Here is a 20856-nt window from a genome sequence, read left to right as displayed (position 1 = left end):
TGCCTCCCGCATGGGCGCCTTGCCCAGGCGGGAGGCACCTCGCTGCTTCGGGCGGCCAGAGCGTCCCCCGAATCGGCCTTGCCCGCCCCCCTCCCCCGGCCAAAAAGCGCCCCATCACGAATTCAGATGGGAGCGCCCGACCATGAGCCTTCACCGCCGCACGCTGCTGGCCGCCACCGCTGGCACGCTCGCAGCCCCCGCCATCGTCGCCGCCCAGGGCACGCGGGTCCGGATGGGCGCGCTGCGCCTCATCCACTCCATCACGCCCTTTTTCTATGACCGCTTCATGCCCGACGGCATGACCATCGAGGTCATTCCGTTCGAGAGCCCGACCGAGGGCAAGAACGCCGTGGTGACCCGCAGCGTGGATTTCGGCGCCTTCGGCATCGCCGCCGGCATCCTGGGCGCGGCCGCGCGCGAGCCCGTCACCGTCATCGGCTCCTGCTGCGACAAGGGCATGGCCGTCGTCGCGCGCCGCGACGGGCCGATCAACACGCTGACCGACCTGCGTGGCCGCCGCGTGGGCATCTGGCCCGGTTCGACGCAGGAGGTCTTCATCCGCGAGCGGCTGCGGATGGAGGGGATGAACATCCGCGACATCACCAGCGTGCGCGTCAGCTTCAGCGAGATGCATGCGGCGCTGGCCCGCGGCGATATCGATGCCTATGTGGGCGCGGAGCCGGGCCCGGGCATCAGCCAGGTGACCGGCATCGGCAAGGTGGTGGAATTCCCCTACTCCACGCCAATGGGCACGCTGAACATGATCTTCGCGACCCATTTCGAGACGACGCAGCGCAACGCGGCCCTCTGCGCCACCATGCTCGGCGTGCATCGCCGCGCTTCCGAATTCGCCTCGGCCAACCGCGCCGCCGCGATCGAGATGGCGGTGCAGCGTCTGGGCATGCAGCGCCCCGCGCTCGAGATCAGCATCGAGAATGTGGAGCTGAACTGGCGGATGACGCCGCTCATGGTCGAGCGCAGCCGCACCTATGCCCAGCACATGCTGGAGCTGCAGCAGATCCGCGCGCTGCCGGACTTCAACACCTTCTTCAACACGCGCTTCTCGGACGAGTTGGCGCGCACGGCGTGAAGACCCCATCCGCACTGGGCGGCGCGGGCGGGCTCTTGCTCGCCCTTTGCGCGCCGCTGCTCTTCCTCGCCTTCTGGCATTTTTCCACGGCGGGGCGGGCCTTCAGCCTCATCCCGCCGCCGCTCGATGTCGGCATCCAGCTCTGGGACCTCGCCTTCGGCGGGGTCTGGGATGATCTCTATTCGCGCACGCTGCTGGAACACGCGGTAGCGAGCGTCAGCCGCGTCTATGGCGGCTTCCTGCTGGCCGCCGCCCTGGCCCTCCCGCTCGGCATGATGATCGGCCGCATCTGGCTGGTGCGCGCCCTGCTGGACCCGACGCTGCAACTGATGCGCCCGATCCCGGTCACGGCCTGGCTGCCACTGGCCATGATCGTCTTCGGCATCGGGCCGCGTTCGGCCTTCTTCCTGGTGTTCCTGGGCGCCTTCTATCCGATCTTGGTCAACACCATCTTCGGCGTGCGCAATGTGGAGCCGCGGCTCTTCGAAGCGGCGCGCATGCTGGGCGTCAGCCCTTCCGCGCTGTTCTGGAAGGTGGTGCTGCCGGCCTCGCTGCCTTCCATCTTCACCGGGTTGCGCCTCGGCCTCGGCTTTGCCTGGGTGGTGATCGTGGTGGGCGAGATGACGGGCGTGCAGACCGGGCTCGGCGCCATCATCATGGAAGCGCGGCAGCTTTCCCGCACGGAGATCGTCATCAGCGGCATGATCACCATCGGGCTGCTGGGCTACCTTTCGGACTACGTGGTGCAACTGATCGGCAAGCGCCTGCTGCGCTGGAGTCCGCAACATGGCGGCTGAGCCCCTCAACATCCTCGACATCACGCATGTCACGAAGCGCTTCGACTTCCAGGGCCAGCAGATCGTGGCGCTGGAGGATGCGTCGCTCTCGATCCGCAAGGGCGAGTTCGTCTGCCTGATCGGGCCGTCCGGCTGCGGCAAGTCCACGCTGCTGCGCATGATCGGCGGCTTCGAGACGCCGAGCGAAGGCAAGCTCGACATGTGGGGCAAGCCGATTGGCGAGCCGGGGCCGGATCGGGGCATGGTCTTCCAGGATTACGGCCTGTTCCCCTGGCTGAATGTCTCGAAGAATGTGGGTTTCGGCCCCGCCGCGCGCGGCCGCCCCGCCGCCGAGGTGGCCGAGACCACCAAGCGCTTCGTGGACATGGTGGGGCTCACGCGCTTCGCGGAGGCCTATCCGCACCAGCTCTCGGGCGGCATGAAGCAGCGCGTCGCCATCGCCCGCGTGCTGGCGAACGAGGCGGAAGTCGTCCTCATGGACGAACCCTTTGGCGCGCTGGACGCCATGACGCGCGAGAACCTGCAGCAGGAATTGCTGGAGATCTGGGAGCGCACCAAGCTCACCGTCATCTTCGTGACGCATGCCATCGAGGAAGCCATCCTGATGGCGGACCGGATCGTGGTGATGTCGCCCGGCCCGGGCCGCATCGTGGCCGATGAGCGGGTGGACCTGCCCCGCCCACGCGACCCCACGGACCCCGATTTCAACAAGCTGCGCCGCCACTTCGCTTCCATGCTGGGAGGCCACCATTGAAGCCCACCGATCGCATCGCCTATGCCGCCCCACAGGACCGTGCGCCGCGGCCCGGCCCGAACGGCGCCAAGGTGCTGGTCTATTTTGTCATCAACATCGAGGAATGGGGCATCGAGCGCCCCATGCCGCGCCAGGTGCTGCCGGCGCCGACGGGTGTCGCCGTCGTGCCCGATGTGGCGAACTGGGCCTGGCATGAATACGGCATGCGCGTGGGCTTCTGGCGCATGTTCAAGGCCTGCGAGGCGCGCGGCATCAAGCCCACGCTCTCGATCAACGCCAATGTCTGCAACGCCTATCCGCGGGTGGCCGGCGCCGCGCGCGATGCGGGCTGGGAATTCATGGGGCACGGCTTCAAGCAGATCCCGACGCACCAGATCCTCGACCAGCGCGAGATGGTGCGCGAGACGGTCGAGACGATCCGCGCCTTCACCGGCAAGCCGCCCGTGGGCTGGCTCGGCCCGGGCCTGACCCAGACGCTCGACACCACGGATATCCTGGCCGAGCACGGCATCCGCTATTGCGCCGACTGGGTGGTGGATGACGTGCCGGTGCCGGTGCAGACGCGCCATGGGCCCATCTGGTCCATGCCCTATTCCGTCGAGCTCAATGACATTCCCATGATCATGGTGCAGCACCACCAGGCGGAGGAATTGCAGGCGCGCACCCTCGCGCAGCTCGACCGCCTGCTGGCCGAGGCCGAGACCGAGGGCTGCAAGGTCATGGGCCTGGCCGTGCATCCCTATATCTCGGGCGTGCCCCACCGCATCGGCGTGCTGGAAGCCACGCTGGACGCCATTGCCAGCCGGCCCGGGGCGGTGTTCGCTCAGGGCGCAGACATTCTGGATTGGTGGGAAGCCGCATGAGTCTCGACGTGACGAAAACGAACTGGTTCAGCCTGACCCAGCGCGAACGTGACTCCGCCTACAACAACAATGAAGCGGTGCCCGACGCGCCGAGCCTGATCGAGGAGCGCAACCAGGCCTCCGCCGCCTTCCGCCCCGTGCATGGCAAGGCGCTGGACCTGGCCTATGGCGAGAGCCAGCGGGAGCAATGGGACCTCTTCCCCGGGCCCAACCCGCAGGCGCCGACGCTGGCCTTCATCCATGGCGGCTATTGGCAGCGCAACCGGCGCGAGGATTTCGCGGCGATGGCGGAAGGCGCGCTGGCCATGGGCTGGAATGTCGCCATCTGCGGCTACAGCCTCTGCCCCGAGGTGACGCTGACGCGCATCGTCTACCAGATCCATGCCGCACTCGGCTGGCTCTCGGCGCATGGCGCGGAGCATGGGCTGGCGGGCCCGATCGTGCTGACCGGCTGGAGCGCAGGCGGCCATCTGACGGCACTCGGCGCCGAGCATCCGGCCGTCTCCGCCGCCATCGCCATCTCCGGCATCTTCGAGCTGGGGCCGATCCGCGACACCTATCTGAACGCCGCGCTGAAGCTGACGGATGAGGAGATCGTGGAACTCTCGCCCATGCGCCGGCCGATCGTGCAGAAGCCCATCGCCATCGCCTATGGCGCGGCGGAGCTGCCCGAACTCTGCCGCCAGTCGCGCGATTTCCATCGGCTGCGGAGCGAGGCGCAGGCCCCCGGCCCGCTCTGGCCTGTGCCGGGCGCCGACCATTTCCGCGTGCTCGAGGCGCTGCGCCGCCCGGATGGGGCGCTGCTGCGGCTCGCGGCCGAGCTGCTGCGATGAGGCCGCCCGCCGCCTTCACACTGGAAGCGCTGGCGGGGTTCTACGCCGCCGGTGGCTCCCCGGTGGAGGTGGCGCGCGAGGCGCTCTCGCGCATCGCCGCCTTCAACGACCCGGCGCTGTTCCTCGCCGCCGTGCCCGAGGACGAGCTGCTGGCGCGCGCCGCGGCGCTGCCGCCCGGGCCGCTGCATGGCGTGCCCTTCGTGGTGAAGGACAATATCGACGCGGCAGGTTTGCCGACGTCCGCCGCATGCCCCGATTACGCGCGTATGCCGGCGGAGGACGCGCCAGCGGTCGCGCGGCTGCTCGCGGCGGGCGCACTTCTGCTCGGCAAGGTCAATCTCGACCAATTCGCGACGGGGCTGAACGGCACGCGCAGCCCCTATGGCACGCCACGCAATGCCGTTCGGGCCGATCTGATTCCCGGCGGGTCGTCCAGCGGTTCCGCCACGGCCGTTGCCGCCGGCATCGCCGCCTTCAGCTACGGCACGGACACGGCGGGCTCCGGCCGCGTGCCGGCGGCGGCGCAGAACATCGTGGGGCTGAAGCCGAGCCTCGGGCTGATCCCGACGCGTGGTGCGGTGCCCGCCTGCCGTTCGCTCGACTGCATTTCCATCTTCGCGCAGAACGTGGCCGATGCGGCGGCCGTGCTGGCCATCGCGGCCGGGCCGGATGCGGCGGACCCCTACAGCCGCGCCGCCCCCGCCAGCTGGCGCACGATGGAGGCCGCACCCCCCGCGCTGCGCCTGGCCGTGCCGGAACAGGCGCAGCTGCTCTTCGACACGCCGGATGACGCGGCGCTTTTCGCCGGCGCGGTCGCGCGTGCGGAAGCCATGGGTGCCACCATCACCCAGGTGGACATCGCGCCCTTCCTGGATGTGGCGCGCCGGCTCTACGACGGCGCCTGGGTGGCGGAGCGGACCTCGGCGTTGCGGGACTGGGTGGTGGAGCGACCGGCTTCGCTGCACCCCGTCACGCGGACAATCCTGGAAGGCGGCCTCGGCCGCCTCACCGTGGATGCCTTCGATGATTTCCACGCGGCGGCCGAGGCGCGGCGCCTCGCGCGCCAGGTGTTCGCCCAGTGCGATGCGCTGCTGCTGCCGACCTGCCCGGGCGTGCCGACGCTCGCCACGCTCGCGGCGGAACCGATTGCGGCCAATAGCCGCCTGGGCACCTACACGAATTTCGTGAACCTCTGCGATCTCTCGGCGCTGGCCATTCCGGCCGGCTTCCGGGCGGATGGCGTGCCGGCCGGCGTCACGCTGGTGGGACCGGCCTTCAGCGAAGGGCGGCTCGCGGGCATTGGTGCCGCCATGCATCACGCGGCGGGACTGGGGCCCGTGCCGCCCGCACCGGCCGAGCTGGCGGCCGATGAACTGGGGCTGTTCTGCATCGGCGCGCATATGTCCGGCCTGCCGCTGAACCCGCAGGTGCGCGGCTTTGGCGGGCGCTTCGTGCGGGCCGCGCGCACGGCGGCCACCTATCGGCTTTACGACCTCGGCAACCGGCCGGGCATGGTGCGCGCCGCCAGCGGCGGTGCCGCCATCCTCGGCGAGATCTGGGCGCTACCGGCGGCGCAGATCGGACCCTTCCTGGCTGCCATTCCGCCACCACTGGGCTTCGGCCGCGTGACGCTGGAGGATGGCAGCACGGTGCTGGGCTTCCAGGCGGAAAGCGAGGGCGTGGTTGGCGCCCCCGAGATCACGGCGCGCGGCGGCTGGCGCGCGCATCTGGCGGCGAAGTGAGCACCCTCGCCGGCCTGCTGGCGGGCGCGGGGCTGGAGCCCGGCCTTGCTGGTCAGGCCGATCTGAGCGGGGCGGACCCGGCGCTGCCCTCTTCATTCCGCATCGGCGAGGCGGCGCAGGCTTCCATCGCCGCACTTGGCCTCGCTGCGGCGTCGCTGCATGCGGCCCGCGGTGGCGCGATGCAGCGCGTGGCGGTCGCGATGGACGACGCGGCGGCCGAGTTCCATTCGGAGCGGTATCTGCAGATCGGCGACACGCCGCCGGCCGATCCGTGGGATGCCATCGCGGGCGCCTATCCGACGCGTGACGGCGTGGTGCGGCTGCATACGAATTTCCCGCATCACCGCGACGGCATCCTGAAGCTTCTCGGCTGCGCCAATGACCGCGCCGCCGTCGCCGCCGCGCTGCTGCGGCGTGACGCGATCGCCTTCGAGACCGAGGCCACGGCGGCGGGGCTTTGCGTCTCCGCCATGCGGAGCTTCGCCGAATGGGACGCGCATCCGCAGGCGCAGCACCTGGCGACGACGCCGCTGGTCGCGATCGAGCGGATCGGCGATGCGCCGGCGCGCCCGCTGCCCGCCACGGCGAGCCGTCCGCTGGAAGGGCTGCGCGTGCTGGACCTGACGCGCGTGATCGCAGGACCTGTGGCGGCGCGCGGACTCGCGGCGCATGGGGCAGAGGTGCTGCACATCACCGGGCCGCATCTACCGAGCATTCCCACGCTGGTGGTGGATACCGGGCGCGGCAAGCGTTGCGCGATGCTGGATCTGCGCGATGCCGGCGATGCCGCGCGCCTGGATGCGCTGGCAGCGGGGGCGGATGCCTTCGTGCAGTCCTATCGCGCGGGTTCGCTGGCGGCGAAGGGGTTTTCGGCCGAGGCGCTGGCCGCGCGGCATCCGGGGATCGTGGTGGGCGAACTCTGCGCCTATGGCTGGGGCGGGCCCTGGGCCAAGAAGCGGGGCTTTGACAGCCTGGTGCAGACCTCCACGGGCTTCAATGTCGCGGAGGCCGAGGCGGCGGGAGTGGCGGCGCCGAAGGTCATGCCGTGCCAGCCCTTGGATCATGCCTCGGGGTATCTGCTGGCCTTGGGCGTCGTCGCGGCGTGGCATCGGCGCGCGGTCGAAGGCGGCAGTTGGCGCGTGCGGGTGACGCTGGCGCGGACTGGGCTGTGGCTGCGGGGGCTCGGGCGGATCGATGGCTTCGGCGCCGTGCCGCATGCGCCCGAGTTGGTTGTTGAGGACGGTCCTTTCGGATTGGTCCGCCATCTCCCGCATTCGGCGCGCATGTCATTGACGCCCGCGATGTGGCCGCGCCCCGCAGAGCCGCTTGGCGCATCCTTGCCGGCCTGGGCCTAGAGAACGGGGTCTGGGGCCAATGGCCCCAGCCGCCGGAGGCCCTTTCTACTGCTTCAGGTAGTTCTCCGCCGCATCCGCCAGGATGCGCAGCGCCAGCGTCAGATCCTCTTCCTTCGTATCCTCCGCCCAATGGTGGCTGATGCCGCCGATGGAGGGGGTGAAGAGCATTGCGGTCGGCAGGATCTTCGCCATTTGCTGCGCGTCATGGATGGCGCCGCTCGGCATGGGCTGCCACTGGCCGTTGGCATGCTTGGTCGCCGCCTGGCGCAGCGCCTCATGCATCGCCGGATGGGCGAGCGCCGGGGGCGAGCGGTTGAGGCATTCGACCGAGAGGGTGCAGCGGTCCCGCCGGCCGACTTCCTGGACGATGCGGTGCAGGAGTTCTTCCAGCCGGTCCATCACCTCTTCCGAGATGTCGCGGAACTGGAACACCAGTTCCGCCTTGCCCGGGATGATGTGGGGTGCGTTCGGCTCCAGCATGATTCGCCCGCAGGTCCAGACGGTGCGCTCGCCGATATGCATCGGGAAGCGCTCGTCAATCAGGCTGAGGACGCGCATGGCGGCGACGGCCGCGTCCTTGCGCTCGGCCATGGTGGTGCCGCCGGTATGGTCCTGCTGGCCGATCGCGGTGATCTTGAAGTAGCGGATCCCGACGATGCCGGTGACGACGCCGCTGCGCAGGCCGGCGTTTTCGAGCTGCGTCCCCTGCTCGATATGGAGTTCGAAGAAACCCTTGTAGCGGGACGGATCCAGGCGCTCGCGCGGGAGGCTTTCGAGGCCAGCTTCGCGCAGGGCCTCACGCAGCGGCTTGCCGGTCATGTTGTGCTTGGCCGCATCCATCTGCGCCTCGGTCACATCGCCGATCAGGCTGCGGCTGCCGAGGAAGGTGCCGTAATGGCCTTCCTCATCGGCGAAGGCGACGACATCCACGGGCAGGCCGGCACGGGCCAGGGCGAGGCCGGCGAGGACGCCGAGCGCGCCGTCGAGCCACCCAGCCTCGTTCTGGGTTTCGAGGTGGGAGCCCACGAGAAGGTGAGGGCCGGGGCCGGGATGGCGGCCGATGACATTGCCGATGCCGTCCATGCTCGGCGTCAGGCCCACCTCGCGCAGGCGGTCCATCAGCCAGTGGCGGCTTTGCATGTCCTCCGGCGTGTAGGTCGGGCGATGCACGCCGGTCTTGAACTTGCCGATCTGGCGCAGCTCATGCAGGTCCGCGAGGAAGCGGGCGGTGTCGACCTCAGCCACGGAGGAAGGCCTCCGCCGCATCGGCCATGATTCGGATGTTCAACGCCAGGTCCTCTTCCTTGGTGTCTTCGGCCCAGTGGTGGCTGATCCCGTTGATCGAGGGCGTGAAGAGCATGGCGGCGGGCATCACACGCGCCATGTATTGCGCGTCATGCCCAGCGCCGCTCGGCATGTGCTGCCATTGGCCATTGGCGTGCTTGGTCGCGGCTTCGGCCAGGGCCGCCTGCATGGCGGGGTCGCAGGGGGCGGGCTTGCTGCGGCTCATGACCTCGACGGTGCTGACGGTGCGCTCGGTGCGGTTCATCTCCTGCACCACGCTGCGCATGCAGCGCTCCAGCCGCTCCAGCACCTCGGTGTCGATGTCGCGGAACTGGAAGAGCACCTCGGCGCGGCCCGGGATGATGGAGGGCGCGCCGGGATCGAGCGCGATGCGCCCGCAGGTCCAGACGGTGCGCGGGCCGCAGAGCATCGGGAATTCGCGGTCGATGCGGGCCAGCATGCGCACGGCGGTCAGGCCGGCATCCTTCCGCTCGGCCATGGTGGTGCCGCCGGCATGGTCCTGCATGCCCTCGATCACGATGCGGAACTGCCAGATGGCGACGATGCCGGTGACGACGCCGGCGCGGAGATTTTGCGATTCGAGCTGCGTGCCCTGCTCGATATGCATCTCGAAGAAGCCCTTGTAGCGGGCGGGGTCGAGGCGAGGGCGGGGCAGACCCTCCAGGCCGGCTTCCTTCAGCGCCTGGCGCAGCGGCTTGCCGTGGTAGCGGTTGGTGAGCGTGTCGATCTCGCTGTCTTCCAGCAGGCCGATCAGGCTGCGGCTGCCGATGAAGCTGCCGTAATGGCCCTCCTCATCGGCGAAGGCCACGACATCCACGGGCAGGCCGGCGCGGGCCAGTGCGACGCCGGCCATGACGCCCAGCGCGCCATCCAGCCAGCCGGCCTGGTTCTGGCTCTCGATATGGCTGCCGACGAGAAGGTGGGGCCCCGGGCCCTTGTGGCGGCCGAAGACATTGCCGATGCCATCAATGGAGGCCTCAAGGCCGCACTCGCGCATGCGCTCCATCAGCCAGTGGCGGCTTTCCATGTCCTCGGGCGAGAAGGTCGGGCGGTGCACGCCGGTCTTATATTCGCCGATCTTCCGAAGCTCGTTGAGATCCCGAAGGAACCGGTCCGTATCCACCTGCGCCATGCTGCACCCTTTCTGCGAGGCGGGCAGGATAGGCGAGGAATTTCATGCGGCAAGCCGCGCCCTGCGGCCGGCAGCCTTTGAGGCGGGGGGCGGAACGGCCTATAAGCCCCCCATGGCCAGGGCTCCCACGCGGATTTTGCTCAACCTCTCGCTGGACGCGGCGCTCGCGGTCCTGGCGTTGCCGCTTGCGCTGGCGCTGGCCGGGCCGGGCTCGGTACCGCCTGCCGGCTGGTGGACGCTCGCCCTGCCGCTCGCGGTGCTGGCCCTCGTGCCGCCTGGCTGGGCGCTGGGGCTCCCGCAGCAATATTGGCGCTATTCCGGCGTACAGGATCTGCTGGCCGTGCTGGGCGCCTGCACCGTCGCCGCCCTGCTCTTCACCGGGACGCTGTGGGTGGCAGGACTGTGGCACTCGCCCAACCTCGCCTTCCCGGCGCTGCATGCGGTGGCACTGACCGGGCTGCTCGGCGTGCCCCGCCTGATCGGGCGACTGCGGACCATCCGCCGCACCGCCGAGGAAGGCGCCACGCAGCCCGTGCTGGTGGTGGGCGGGGTGGACCAGGCGGACCTCTTCATCCGGGCGCTGGCACAGCAGCGCCAGCCGGCCTACCGCGTGCAAGGCATCCTGGCCCGCCGCTCGCGCCAGGCGGGGCGGCGCATCCAGGGCCACCCCATCCTGGGGACGCTGGAGGAGACGGATGCGGTGCTGGAGCGGCTGCGCGCCGAACAGCGCCTGCCGAGCCTGCTGGTCCTCGCCTCGCCCGATCTGAACGGCACGGCGCTGGAGGTGGTGCTGGACGCCGCCGACCGACATGGCGTGCCGATCCGCCGCGCGCCGCAGCCCACCTCGCTCGGCCATGCCGCGCGCAGCACGGATGAGGCGGCGCGGATTGACCTGCGCCCCGTCTCCATCGAGGAACTGCTGGACCGCCCCCAGGTGCCGCTCGACCGGGAGGGCATGGCGCGGCTCGTGCAGGGCAAGCGCGTGCTGGTGACGGGCGCGGGTGGGACGATTGGGGGCGAGTTGGCGCGGCAGGTGGCCGCGCTCGGCCCCTCCATGCTCACGCTGCTCGATCACGGCGAATACGTGCTCTACGAAATCGACCTCGAGCTGTCCGAGCGCCACCCCGCCGTGCCACGCCGCGCCATGCTGGCCGATGTGCGGGACGAGGCGCGGATGCGCCGGCTCATGGAGGAGATCAAGCCCGAGCTGGTCTTCCACGCCGCCGCGCTGAAGCATGTGCCGATGGTCGAGAACGACCCGCTGGAGGGCCTGCTGACCAACGCGCATGGCACGCGCATCGTGGCCGATACGGCCCGCGCGGTGGGCTGCACGCTGATGGTCTTCATCTCGACCGACAAGGCGGTGAACCCGACCAGCGTGATGGGCGCCTCCAAGCGCCTGGCCGAGATGTATTGCCAGGCCTTGGACCGCGAAGCGCGGGCCAGCAGCCAGGGCATGCGCTGCATCACCGTGCGCTTCGGCAATGTGCTGGGCTCCACCGGCTCGGTCGTGCCGCTGTTCCGCCGGCAGCTGGAGCGCGGTGGGCCGCTGACCGTGACCCACCCCGACATGCGCCGCTACTTCATGACGGTGCGCGAGGCGGTGGGCCTCGTGCTCCAGGCCGCCGTGGTGGGCGCGGTGGACCGCGACGACGCACCGCCCGAGCTGCGCGAGGGCGGCATCTTCGTGCTCGACATGGGCAGCCCCGTGAAGATCGTGGATCTGGCGCGCCGCATGATCCGCCTCGCCGGCCTCCGGCCCGATGAGGATGTGGAAATCCGCTTCACCGGCCTGCGCCCCGGCGAGAAGCTCTTCGAGGAAATGTTCCACGGGCAGGAGCCGCCGCGCCCCACGCAGTTCGACGGACTGCTTGTGGCGACACCGCGCACCGCCGACGCCGCGCTGGTCGGCCGTGCGCTGGATGAGATCGCGGCCGCGGCGCGCGGCGGCCACGGCCGGATGGCGCTGGCCCAGCTCGCGCGGCTGGTGCCGGAATTCGACCACCAGGACGGCAAGGCCGCACAAAAAAGCGGCCTGTGAAGCGCGGCTGACACCTTCCGTCACACGGCTTGAATCGCCGGGGGGTTGATCCCCGGCGGCCGGTGGATCACGAAGCCATCATGACCCAGACTCCGAAGCCCATCGCCCTTTTCGACATGCAGGCGCAGCAGGCGCTGATCCGCGCCGAGCTCGACCGCCGCGTGGCACACGTCATCTCCTCCGGCCGCTTCATCAACGGCCCGGAAGTGAGCGAACTGGAAGCCCGCCTGGCCGCCTTCTCCGGCGTGCATGCGGTGGGCGTCTCCTCCGGCACGGATGCGCTGCAGATCGCGATGATGGCCGAGGGCATCGGCCGCGGCGACGCCGTGTTCCTGCCCGCCTTCACCTATACCGCGACGGCCGAGGTGCCGCTGGTGCTGGGCGCCACGCCGGTCTTCGTGGATGTGGACCCCGACAGCTTCAACATGGACCTGGCCGACCTCGAGCGCCGCATCGCGCTGGTCCTGGCCGAGGGCAAGCTCAAGCCGCGCGCCATCGTCGGCGTGGACCTCTTCGGCCTGCCGGCCGATTGGGACGGCATCCGCGCCATCGCGGCGAAGCATGGCATGTTCACGCTGGATGACGCGGCGCAGGCCTTCGGCGCCACGCTGCACGGCAAGTCGCTCGGCCAGCATTCGGATGCGACGACGCTCAGCTTCTATCCGACCAAGACGCTGGGCTGCTACGGCGATGGCGGTGCGATCCTCACGCCGTCGGAAGACCGCGCCGCGCTCTATCGCTCGCTGCGCACCCATGGCGAGGGCGGCGGCCGGTACGAGGTGCTGCGCATCGGCATGAATGGGCGGCTGGACACGATCCAGGCGGCGATCCTGCTCTGCAAGATGGACCTCTTCGACCAGGAGCTGAAGGACCGCGCCAAGGTGGCCGGCTGGTATGGCCAGCGCCTCGCCGGCAAGGTCGCCCTGCAGCGCGTGCCGAACACGGCGCAATCGGCCTGGGGCCTCTACACCATCCGCTGCCGCGACGCCGCCGAGCGCGCCCGGGTGCAGGATTCGCTGAAGGCCGACGGCATCCCCTTCGGCGTCTATTACCCGAAGCCGCTGCACCACCAGCCGGCCTATGCAGCGAGCCATGCGGCTTCGCTCTCCGCCGCCCCGCCGCTCGCGGTGAGCGAGGCGCTGTGCCACCAGGTCATGTCGCTGCCCATGCACCCCTATCTGGAGGAGGGCGAGGTGGAGCGCGTCTGCACCGCCGTGCTGCGCGGCCTGGGCTGAGACCCCCCGGGAAAAGCGCCGCTCGCATGCAACCAGGCATTGCATTTCCCATGCCTGGGGGGCTTTGATGCCGGGACACCCCGCGCGCGAGGTCGAACGCCATGCGTCGTCGCTCCCTTCTGGCCGCCTCGGCGGCCCTTCCGCTCAGCGCCCGCGCCCAGGCGCCCGAGCCGGTGGATGTGCTCCTCGTCCTCGCCGTGGATGTCAGCCGCTCGATCGACGAGGATGAGGCGCGCCTCCAGCGCGAGGGCTACCGCAACGCGGTGAGCGACCCGCGGGTGGTGGAGGTGATCCGCCGCGGCATGATCGGCGCCATCGGCCTCGCCTATGTCGAATGGGCGGGCTTCGAGTATCAGCGCCTCGTCCTGCCCTGGACGCGGATCGCGAACCAGGCCGATGCCGATGCCTGGTCCTCCGCGCTGGCCGAGGCGCCGCGGGCCTCCCTCTCCTGGACCTCGATCTCGGGCGCGATCGACTTCTCCCGCCGCACCCTGGCCGAGGCGCCCTTCGAGGGCACGCGCCGCGTGATCGACGTCTCGGCCGACGGCGTGAACAATTCCGGCCGGCCGGCGGAGCTGGCGCGGGACGAGGCGGTGGCGCAGGGCATCATCATCAACGGCCTGCCCATCATCAATGACCGGCCGACCTTCGGGCGCATGCCGCAGGTCCCGCTTGACCAGTATTTCCACCAGAGCGTGATCGGCGGCGCCGGCGCCTTCATGATCGTCGCCGAGGATTTCGACGCCTTCGGCACCGCGGTCCGCCGCAAGCTGATCCGGGAGATCGCTTGACGCCGCCCGGGAGCGCGCGGAAAAGAGCAGCATGGATCGCACCGGGACGCCTGCTTCCTACGTGGAGGCCGCACGCTGGGCCTATCGCTTCCTGCTGGGACGCGAGGCCGAAACCGATGCCGTCCTGCATCACTGGGCGTCGCTCCGCGACGGGCGGCTGATCCTCAACTATTTCGTGCGCTCCTCCGAGGCCGAATCCCACATGATGGCGGGCGCGCCGGCCTATGGGCCCTGGGCGGTCTCGCCGCTCGGTGCCGCCGCGATCCGCGCCGCCTGGCTGCTGCGCTTCAACGCCGCGCCGAGCGAGGCGGAGATCCAGGCAGAACTCGCCGCCCATCCCGACCTGCTGAGCTTCCGCCGTGCCTTCCTGGCTGCGCCGGAACTGCGCGAGCTGGCCCAGCTGGAGCCCTGGGGCCAACCGGACCCCATGGCCGCGCCTCCCGCGCCCGCCGCCCCCCGCGCGATCGCCCTGCAGGACCACACCCTCACCGTGCTGGACCGCAGCTTCGTCCTGCGCGGGGATGGGCCGGAAGGGTATTGGAACGACCTGATCACCGGCCCGAACGACCCGAGCCTGGAGCGCCTCGCGCGGCTGATCCAGGCGGCCTTCCCCGATGGCGGCGCCGGGCGCGTGCTGGCGGATGTCGGCGCCAATATCGGCGTGACCGGCCTCGTCATGGGCGCGGCCGCGCCCTACCACGCCGAACTCCTCTGCTTCGAGCCGGATGCGCGCAGCCTGCCCCTGCTGCGGCACAACCTCACCGCCAACGACTTCCCGCAGGCCCGCGTGCTGGACTGCGCGCTGGCGGAACGCGACGGCGTGGCCCGCCTGCGCTGCGGCGCGCGCAACGCCGCGACCAGCGCACTGGCCGAGGCGCATAGCCGCACGCAATCGGCCGGCGCCACCTTCAAGCAGGTGCCGGTTCGCCGGCTCGACAGCGTGCTGGCCGATCTGGGCATTGAGCGTCTGGATTTCCTCAAGCTCGACGTCGAGGGCGGCGAGACCCCGGCGATCCTGGGCGCGAGCGGCAGCATCGCCCGCCACCGCCCGATCATCTTCACCGAGTTCAACACCTGGACGCAGATGACGGCCGGGGCCCGCAACCCGATGGAGGTGCTGGAGGAGTGGCAGGCCGCCTTCCGGCATCTGGTCGCCTTCGGCCCCGATGGGCGCCCCCTGCCCATCCAGGACCATGACGGCCTGCTCTGGGTGCTGCACACCGTACTGACCGAGCGCAACTGCGTGGATGACCTGATCCTCTGCGACGACCTCGACTGGCTGGAGCGCTGGGAATGAGCGGCGTGACGGTAGAGCTCACGCCCGCCCTGGTGCGCTGGGCCTACCGTTTCCTGCTGGGACGCGACCCCGAGAACGACGCCGTGGTCCAGGGCTGGTGCGGCGCCGCCAATCTCGGCGGGCTGCGCGACGGCATCATGACCAGCCCTGAGATGGCCGCCGTCGCCATGTCCGGCTTCGCCGAGCGCGGCAACTGGGCCGACAACCGCGCGACGGAGGAGGCCGCGGCCGCCTGCCTCGTTCTCGGCACCGACCGCGTGCCCGACGCCGCCGAGGTCGAGGCGCTGCTGCTGCGCCATCCAAGCCTGCGCAGCCTGCGCCGCTTTCTCCTCTCCTGTCCGGCGATCGAGGCGCGGCTGCCACGGCCTGAGGGGCCGCGCAGCCGCGCCATCCGCCTGCTCGGCCAGGAATTCACCCTGAAGGGCGATAGCCGCGACCCGGAATTCATCGCCGCCCCCGGCCATGCCCCGCGGCTCGCCGCGCTGCTGCGCGCCGCCTGGCCCGATGGCGGCGAGGGCCGCGTGATGGTGGAAGCCGGGGCGGGGATCGGCGTCACCACGCTCGGCCTCGCCGCCGGCGCGCCCGGCCATGCGGCGATCATCGCGCATGAGGGCTCGCTCCGCCGCGCCGCCTCCCTCTCAGAGAACCTCGCCGAGAACGGGCTGGACCGCGTGGCGATGCGGGCCGTCGCCATGGGCTCCGTCGCCGGCATGATGGAGCGGGAGCAGCCCGCCCGGCTCGACCTGCTGCGGCTGAACGAGGCGGGCGCGGCACGCACGGCCCCTTCCCTCGCCCCCTGGCTGCGCGAGCGCGGGACGATGGCGCTGATCCGCTTCGACCTCGCGGAACTGCTGGCCGAGCCCGGCCCCGGCCCGCGCGAGCTGCTGGCGGAATGCCTGGCCGCCTTCCCGCATGTGGTGGCCTTCGACGCGGCGCATGAGCCGCAGCCGGTGCTGGACGAGGTGGGGCTGAATGCGGCACTGCACCGCGCGCTGATGCGGCCGGACCGCGCCGATGAATTCCTGTTCTGCGCGGATCTCGACTGGCTGCCGCGCTACGAGGCGCCGTGAGACGCCGTCCGGAGGGCTGACCCCCATGGCGGAAACGCCGACCATCCTGGGCGCGCTGCGCGCCGCCGCCGCCCTGCTCGCGCGCATGGAGGCGGATGCCCCCCTGCAACAGGCCGCGAGCGACGCCGCCATGGCCTGCATCACGGCGCTCAGGGCCGGGCGCAAGCTGATGATCTGCGGCAATGGCGGCAGCGCGGCCGATGCCCAGCACTGGGCCGGCGAGCTGGTCAGCCGCTTCCACTATGACCGCCCCGGCCTGCCCGCCATCGCGCTGACGACGGACAGTTCCATCCTGACCGCGATCGGCAATGACTACGGCTATGAGCGCGTCTTCGCGCGACAGGTGGAGGCGCTGGGCCAGGCGGGCGACGTGCTGCTGGGCCTCACCACCTCCGGCCGCTCGCCCAATATCCTGGCCGCGATGCGCGCGGCGCGCGAGCGCGGGATCGTGACCATCGGCTTTACCGGCAACGGGCCGGGCGCGGCCGATCTCGCGGCCGTGTCGGACATCGTGATCCGCATCCCCAGCACCAGCACGCCCGCGATCCAGGAGGGGCATGAGGTGCTCGGCCACGCCCTCTGCGCCATGATCGAGGCGGAGATCTTCCCGCGCCAGGGCTGATGCCCCGGCGCGACGCCGATCAGCGCTCCACTTCCTCGATGGCGAGGCCGAAGGCGCCCACGCCCTCGCTCAGCAGGTCGCCCAGGCCCTCCATGCCGGCCAGGTAGGTGCTGGCATCGCCACGGGCATTGCGCTCGGCGGCGAGCTTCAGGGCCTCTTCCCAGTCCTCGGGCTCGTAGTCGCCCCGGCCGATCCAGGCGAGCGCGATGAGGGCCACCTGCTGCTCCTCGTTCAGCTCGTCGATGAAGTCGGTCAGCATCTCCTCGCTGATCTCTTCATCCTCCTCGTCCTCCTCCTCGTCATCCTCGCCGCTCAGCAGGCCCTCCTCGGCGTCCTGCACGGCATTGGCGAGGTCCACGACGGTGGCGACGATCTCCAGGCTGATGCCGAGATCGAACTCCTCGCCCTCTTCCTCGGATTGCGACATCACGACGGCCTCCCTCACTGCCTTCGGGGCAGCATAATGCCGCCGCGCGGCCGGCGCGACACCCAGATCACCCTCGGATCACGCGTCCGGCGAATCCCAGGCCGGCGCGAAGGCGGGGTTCACGAAGCGCCGGTTTTTCGGCAGGGCGGCGATGGCGGCGAGGTCCGCCTCGCTCAGCCGGAGCTTCGCTGCGGCCAGGTTCTCGGCCTGGCGGGCCGCGCTCGCTGCCTTGGGCACGGCCGCCACCAGCTTCTTCGAGAGCAGCCAGGCCAGTGCCACCTGCGCGGGGGTGGCGCCATGCCGCGCGGCGATGCCGGTCAGCACCGGATGCTCCAGCACCTCGCCCTTGCCGAGCGGTGTGTAGCTGGTCATCACGATGCCGGCCGGCTGCGTGATATCCAGCAGGGCCTGCTGGCCGAGCATCGCGTGCTGCTCCACCTGCAGGCACGCGATGGGCGCGATGTCCAGCGCCAGCGCCTGCCGCAGCAGGGCGCCCGGGAAGTTGGAGACGCCAACGGCGCGGGCCAGCCCCTCGGCATGGAGATGCGCCAGCGCGGTCAGCACCGAGGGCAGGTTCAGCGCGGGCGAGGGCCAATGGACCAGCAGCAGGTCCACATGGGGCTGGCGCAGCCGCTCCAGCGAGGCAGCGAAGGCGGCGCGGAAGGAGGCACCATCGGGCTTGTCGTACCAGATCTTGGTGGTGAGGAAGATCTCGCCGCGCGCAATGCCGCTGGCGGCGATCGCGGCACCCACCGCTTCCTCATTGCCATACATCTCGGCCGTGTCGATGTGGCGATAGCCGAGGCCGAGCGCGCTCTCCACCGCCGCCTCGCAATCCCGGCCACGGAGCGGCCAGGTGCCGAGGCCCAGCGCCGGCATGGCGAGCTTGCCGGTCGTCAGGACCGGCACGCTCATCGGGCGGAGAGGTCCAGCAGGCCCACGAAGCCGCTCTCGGTCCCGAAGGCGAGGTGCGAGCCCGTGGGGTTCCAGGCCAGCGCGGAGACGCCACCCTGCCCCGGCGGCGCCACCGGCAGGACACGCCCCGTGTTGATGTCGGCCAGCAGAACGAGGCCATCCTCGAAGCCGGCCGCCACCATCTCGTGCTGCGGGTGGCAGAGCACCTGCGTGCACATCACGCCATCGCCGCCCGCAAGCTCGGTCGGGGCCTTGCCCATCGGGCCGCCACCGAAGAAGGGCCAGAGCACCACCGCCTCGGCGCCGCTGGTGGCGAGCCACTTGCCCTTGTTGCTGAAGGAGAGGCTGTGCGTCTTGGCCGGATAGCCGGACATGCGCATGTGCTGGCCATCGGCCAGGCGCCAGCCATGCAGCGACATCTCCTGCATGGCGGTGACGACATGCCCGCCCTCGGGATGGATGGCGATGGCCGCATGGCTGCCCTTCCATTCCAGCACGCGGGGCTTGTCCTCCTTCGCGTTCACGAACCAGAGCGAGGCGCCGTTGTAGTGGCTGGCCGCCACGCGCTTGCCCTTGGCGTCGAAGGCGATGCCGCCGACCGTGGAGGGATGCGCGAGCGACTTCATCACCTCGCCCTTCGCATCCAGCACATGCACGGCCTTGGCCACGGCGGCGGCGCGGATGCCGCTCTCATGCGCGGCCACATGCTCCACCCATTTGCTGCCGAACTTGGCCAGCTCGGTCGCGGTGCCATCGGGCGCGATGCGCATCACGCGGCCGTCATCGCCACCGCTCAGCGCGCCGTCCTTCGCATCGGCGCAGAGCGACATGACGGCGCCCTTGTGCGCCTCCACCGCCACCCATTCGGAGGGGGAGGCGAATTGCGCCACGCGCACCGTGCCATCGCCCAGCCCTGCATGCAGCGAGCGCCCCTCCCGCCCGAAGGCGAGGCCGATGACCCAGGCCCCGAAGTTGTGGGAGGTGCCGCGCTGGCCCAGAAGGAATTCAATATCGGTGCTGTCGGACATGGCCTTTCTTGCCGCGTTACGGCGGGGCTTGCAACGCGCCCGCGAGGTCCAGGATGCCGTGGCCGAGATTGATGTCGTAGCCGACGGGCTCGCCCGCGGGCTTGCGGGCGGTGCCGCGCAGATGCGCCCGCAATTCGGCCGGCGAGAGTGCGGCGAGCGGAGACGCCGGGCTGCGCAACCCCGCCACCGCGCCTGCCGCGAGGCCGCAGGCGGCCGAGGTGCCGGTGGAGATCCAGGCGGCGTCATCCACCTCGATGAAGTGGCTGGGGGCGCAGAGATCGGGCTTCTCGATGGGCAGGGGGAATTGCCGCCCGGTCGCCGGCGAAGCCTGGAACGCCGTCTGCCCGGGGCCCTGCGCGGAATAGCCGATCCGGGCGCCATCGGCGCGCACCGCACCCACCGTCAGCACATGCGGGCTGGAATTGGCGCCCAGGATGCTCTGGCCCGGCCCGATATCGCCCGGGCCGCAATAGGGGTGCGGCGCGAATTGCCCGCCATTCCCGGCCGCGAAGACCTGGTCCTGCCGCAATTCGTGATCGAGCAGCGCCACCCATTGGTGGAAGGGATGCAGCGGGTCCGCCGTGAAGCCGCCGCGCGGCTGCTCCAGTGCCCGGTTGAAGACGCCCCAGGCGTGGCAGAAGACCCAGGGTCCGGGATAGGTGGCGGCGAGCCAGACCGCGATCTCCAGGCGCGCCCAGATCAGCGCCGCGGTCGCGAAGCTGGCGAAGGTCGTGACCTGGCGCATCCGGTCCGGCAGCACCGGCAGGTCGAAGACCCGCGCCGCGGGGGCGAGGGACAGCGCATTCAGCGCCACCAGCGTGCCATGGCTGCGCGGCGCGGCCCGGCCGGCCAGGCGCGGCGGGCCGCCGGGCTGCTGCACCTTCCAGCCGCCGATGAAGCCGGGCGCGGCACGGGCGGCGTTGTGTGGCAGGCCCTCGACGCGCGCGGCGAGCGCGGGGCTGGAGATGCCTTCGTCGAAGAAGACGAGGTTGACGCCCGCGCCCGCCAACCCCTGCGCCCGCAGCGCATGGGTGCCGATCAGTGCCTCGGCCGCCGCCCGTGTGTGGAAGAGCGGCGGCGTGTCGCCATAGGGGTTCCAATGCGCCCCCATCCCGCCGATCGGCACATCGGCGCCGACCCGGCCGCCCGCGCCGCGGACCCGCGCGATGAAGCCCGGCACCTGCGCGGGATCGTCGAACTCCACGGGGATGACGAGGCTGCGCAGCTGGTCCAGCAGATCGTCCCGCCCAGGCGCCAGGACGCCAGGGGGCGGTTCGGGAGATTCGAAGCGCAGGGATGGCAGGTCCATGACCCGGTCCGGCAGGTCGGTCAGGCCATAGCGGCTGGCCATCTCCTTCAGCAGTCCGAGCGAATCCGCCGCCGCATAGGCCTGGTAGAGCGCGTTGTCGCGGCCTTGCGCCTTTCGCATTTCCACCATCAGGCGCATGTTTCACCCCTGCCGCGCTTGGTGGGATCATTCTGCCGCACCGACCGGCTGGTCGGCAAAGAATCCTGGCGAGGCGCGGGTCCATGGCCTTGCCAGGAGGCGCCGCAGAGCG

At 70.7% G+C, this 20856-nt stretch carries 19 protein-coding genes; 13 read left to right on the top strand and 6 right to left on the bottom strand.

Annotated elements, in window-relative coordinates:
• Positions 1-142 precede the first annotated feature (142 nt).
• Genes R9Z33_RS05245 through R9Z33_RS05215 form a run of 7 tightly spaced genes read left to right on the top strand, consistent with a single transcriptional unit; the run spans position 143 to position 7434 of the window.
• Positions 143-1090, top strand: coding sequence for an ABC transporter substrate-binding protein (locus tag R9Z33_RS05245; RefSeq protein WP_318650249.1), 948 nt, complete (start codon positions 143-145; stop codon positions 1088-1090).
• A complete protein-coding gene (locus tag R9Z33_RS05240) occupies positions 1087-1887 on the top strand; it encodes an ABC transporter permease (RefSeq protein WP_318650248.1) in 801 nt (266 codons plus the stop codon). The genes R9Z33_RS05245 and R9Z33_RS05240 overlap by 4 nt, the downstream gene beginning before the upstream one ends.
• Positions 1877-2641, top strand: coding sequence for an ABC transporter ATP-binding protein (locus R9Z33_RS05235; RefSeq protein ID WP_318650247.1), 765 nt, complete (start codon positions 1877-1879; stop codon positions 2639-2641). Before R9Z33_RS05240 ends, R9Z33_RS05235 begins: the two co-directional genes overlap by 11 nt.
• Complete coding sequence (locus R9Z33_RS05230; RefSeq protein ID WP_318650246.1) at positions 2638-3504, top strand: polysaccharide deacetylase family protein; 867 nt, start codon at positions 2638-2640, stop codon at positions 3502-3504. Before R9Z33_RS05235 ends, R9Z33_RS05230 begins: the two co-directional genes overlap by 4 nt.
• Positions 3505-3512: 8 nt before the next feature.
• Positions 3513-4337 (top strand): alpha/beta hydrolase, encoded by an 825-nt coding sequence (locus tag R9Z33_RS05225; RefSeq protein ID WP_318650245.1) that lies wholly within the window; start codon positions 3513-3515, stop codon positions 4335-4337.
• Positions 4334-6079 carry an allophanate hydrolase gene (gene atzF, locus R9Z33_RS05220; protein ID WP_318650244.1) on the top strand — a complete coding sequence of 582 codons (1746 nt, stop codon included), beginning with the start codon at positions 4334-4336 and terminating at the stop codon, positions 6077-6079. Before R9Z33_RS05225 ends, atzF begins: the two co-directional genes overlap by 4 nt.
• Positions 6076-7434, top strand: a complete 1359-nt coding sequence (locus tag R9Z33_RS05215; RefSeq protein WP_318650243.1) for a CoA transferase — start codon at positions 6076-6078, stop codon at positions 7432-7434. Before atzF ends, R9Z33_RS05215 begins: the two co-directional genes overlap by 4 nt.
• Before the next feature lie 45 nt (positions 7435-7479).
• On the opposite strand, the gene R9Z33_RS05210 is transcribed toward R9Z33_RS05215, so the two are convergent.
• Together R9Z33_RS05210 and R9Z33_RS05205 are read right to left on the bottom strand one after the other, a co-directional pair.
• Positions 7480-8679, bottom strand: a complete 1200-nt coding sequence (locus R9Z33_RS05210; RefSeq protein ID WP_318650242.1) for a Zn-dependent hydrolase — start codon at positions 8677-8679, stop codon at positions 7480-7482.
• On the bottom strand, positions 8672-9871 hold the full coding sequence (locus tag R9Z33_RS05205; RefSeq protein WP_318650241.1) for a Zn-dependent hydrolase: 1200 nt from the start codon (positions 9869-9871) through the stop codon (positions 8672-8674). The genes R9Z33_RS05210 and R9Z33_RS05205 overlap by 8 nt, the downstream gene beginning before the upstream one ends.
• A 112-nt stretch (positions 9872-9983) precedes the next feature.
• Here R9Z33_RS05205 and R9Z33_RS05200 point away from each other — a divergent pair, with 112 nt between their 5' ends.
• The 6 genes from R9Z33_RS05200 to R9Z33_RS05175 all read left to right on the top strand — a co-directional run bounded on the left by R9Z33_RS05200 (position 9984) and on the right by R9Z33_RS05175 (position 16927).
• Complete coding sequence (locus R9Z33_RS05200; protein ID WP_318650240.1) at positions 9984-11912, top strand: polysaccharide biosynthesis protein; 1929 nt, start codon at positions 9984-9986, stop codon at positions 11910-11912.
• 80 nt (positions 11913-11992) lie between these two features.
• Positions 11993-13147, top strand: coding sequence for a DegT/DnrJ/EryC1/StrS family aminotransferase (locus R9Z33_RS05195; protein WP_318650239.1), 1155 nt, complete (start codon positions 11993-11995; stop codon positions 13145-13147).
• A 101-nt stretch (positions 13148-13248) separates the two neighbouring features.
• Positions 13249-13938 (top strand): DUF1194 domain-containing protein, encoded by a 690-nt coding sequence (locus R9Z33_RS05190; RefSeq protein WP_318650238.1) that lies wholly within the window; start codon positions 13249-13251, stop codon positions 13936-13938.
• A gap of 31 nt (positions 13939-13969) precedes the next feature.
• Positions 13970-15235 (top strand): FkbM family methyltransferase, encoded by a 1266-nt coding sequence (locus R9Z33_RS05185; protein WP_318650237.1) that lies wholly within the window; start codon positions 13970-13972, stop codon positions 15233-15235.
• Positions 15232-16305 (top strand): class I SAM-dependent methyltransferase, encoded by a 1074-nt coding sequence (locus R9Z33_RS05180; RefSeq protein WP_318650236.1) that lies wholly within the window; start codon positions 15232-15234, stop codon positions 16303-16305. The genes R9Z33_RS05185 and R9Z33_RS05180 overlap by 4 nt, the downstream gene beginning before the upstream one ends.
• A gap of 25 nt (positions 16306-16330) precedes the next feature.
• On the top strand, positions 16331-16927 hold the full coding sequence (locus tag R9Z33_RS05175; protein ID WP_318650235.1) for a D-sedoheptulose-7-phosphate isomerase: 597 nt from the start codon (positions 16331-16333) through the stop codon (positions 16925-16927).
• A gap of 19 nt (positions 16928-16946) precedes the next feature.
• Here the strand turns inward: R9Z33_RS05175 and R9Z33_RS05170 are convergent, their stop codons facing one another.
• From R9Z33_RS05170 to R9Z33_RS05155, 4 genes are all read right to left on the bottom strand, one after another.
• Positions 16947-17354, bottom strand: coding sequence for a DUF3775 domain-containing protein (locus R9Z33_RS05170; protein ID WP_318650234.1), 408 nt, complete (start codon positions 17352-17354; stop codon positions 16947-16949).
• A 78-nt stretch (positions 17355-17432) separates the two neighbouring features.
• The gene (locus tag R9Z33_RS05165) at positions 17433-18269 is read right to left on the bottom strand and encodes an aldo/keto reductase (protein ID WP_318650233.1); all 837 of its coding nucleotides are present in this window, start codon (positions 18267-18269) and stop codon (positions 17433-17435) included.
• On the bottom strand, positions 18266-19297 hold the full coding sequence (locus R9Z33_RS05160) for a WD40 repeat domain-containing protein (protein ID WP_318650232.1): 1032 nt from the start codon (positions 19295-19297) through the stop codon (positions 18266-18268). The genes R9Z33_RS05165 and R9Z33_RS05160 overlap by 4 nt, the downstream gene beginning before the upstream one ends.
• A gap of 16 nt (positions 19298-19313) precedes the next feature.
• Complete coding sequence (locus R9Z33_RS05155) at positions 19314-20744, bottom strand: S8 family serine peptidase (protein ID WP_318650231.1); 1431 nt, start codon at positions 20742-20744, stop codon at positions 19314-19316.
• Between the last annotated feature and the right edge of the window lie 112 nt (positions 20745-20856).

Source organism: Sediminicoccus rosea (assembly GCF_033547095.1).
GTDB lineage: Bacteria > Pseudomonadota > Alphaproteobacteria > Acetobacterales > Acetobacteraceae > Roseococcus > Roseococcus rosea.
This window is presented reverse-complemented; position numbering and strand designations above follow the sequence as displayed.

Coding starts and splice junctions, on each gene's coding strand:
- R9Z33_RS05245 (WP_318650249.1), top strand. CDS start 143: ATGAGCCTTCACCGCCGCACGCTGCTGGCCGCCACCGCTGGCACGCTC.
- R9Z33_RS05235 (WP_318650247.1), top strand. CDS start 1,877: ATGGCGGCTGAGCCCCTCAACATCCTCGACATCACGCATGTCACGAAG.
- atzF (WP_318650244.1), top strand. CDS start 4,334: ATGAGGCCGCCCGCCGCCTTCACACTGGAAGCGCTGGCGGGGTTCTAC.
- R9Z33_RS05205 (WP_318650241.1), bottom strand. CDS start 9,871: ATGGCGCAGGTGGATACGGACCGGTTCCTTCGGGATCTCAACGAGCTT.
- R9Z33_RS05200 (WP_318650240.1), top strand. CDS start 9,984: ATGGCCAGGGCTCCCACGCGGATTTTGCTCAACCTCTCGCTGGACGCG.
- R9Z33_RS05195 (WP_318650239.1), top strand. CDS start 11,993: ATGACCCAGACTCCGAAGCCCATCGCCCTTTTCGACATGCAGGCGCAG.
- R9Z33_RS05190 (WP_318650238.1), top strand. CDS start 13,249: ATGCGTCGTCGCTCCCTTCTGGCCGCCTCGGCGGCCCTTCCGCTCAGC.
- R9Z33_RS05185 (WP_318650237.1), top strand. CDS start 13,970: ATGGATCGCACCGGGACGCCTGCTTCCTACGTGGAGGCCGCACGCTGG.
- R9Z33_RS05180 (WP_318650236.1), top strand. CDS start 15,232: ATGAGCGGCGTGACGGTAGAGCTCACGCCCGCCCTGGTGCGCTGGGCC.
- R9Z33_RS05175 (WP_318650235.1), top strand. CDS start 16,331: ATGGCGGAAACGCCGACCATCCTGGGCGCGCTGCGCGCCGCCGCCGCC.
- R9Z33_RS05170 (WP_318650234.1), bottom strand. CDS start 17,354: ATGTCGCAATCCGAGGAAGAGGGCGAGGAGTTCGATCTCGGCATCAGC.
- R9Z33_RS05165 (WP_318650233.1), bottom strand. CDS start 18,269: ATGAGCGTGCCGGTCCTGACGACCGGCAAGCTCGCCATGCCGGCGCTG.
- R9Z33_RS05160 (WP_318650232.1), bottom strand. CDS start 19,297: ATGTCCGACAGCACCGATATTGAATTCCTTCTGGGCCAGCGCGGCACC.
- R9Z33_RS05155 (WP_318650231.1), bottom strand. CDS start 20,744: ATGCGCCTGATGGTGGAAATGCGAAAGGCGCAAGGCCGCGACAACGCG.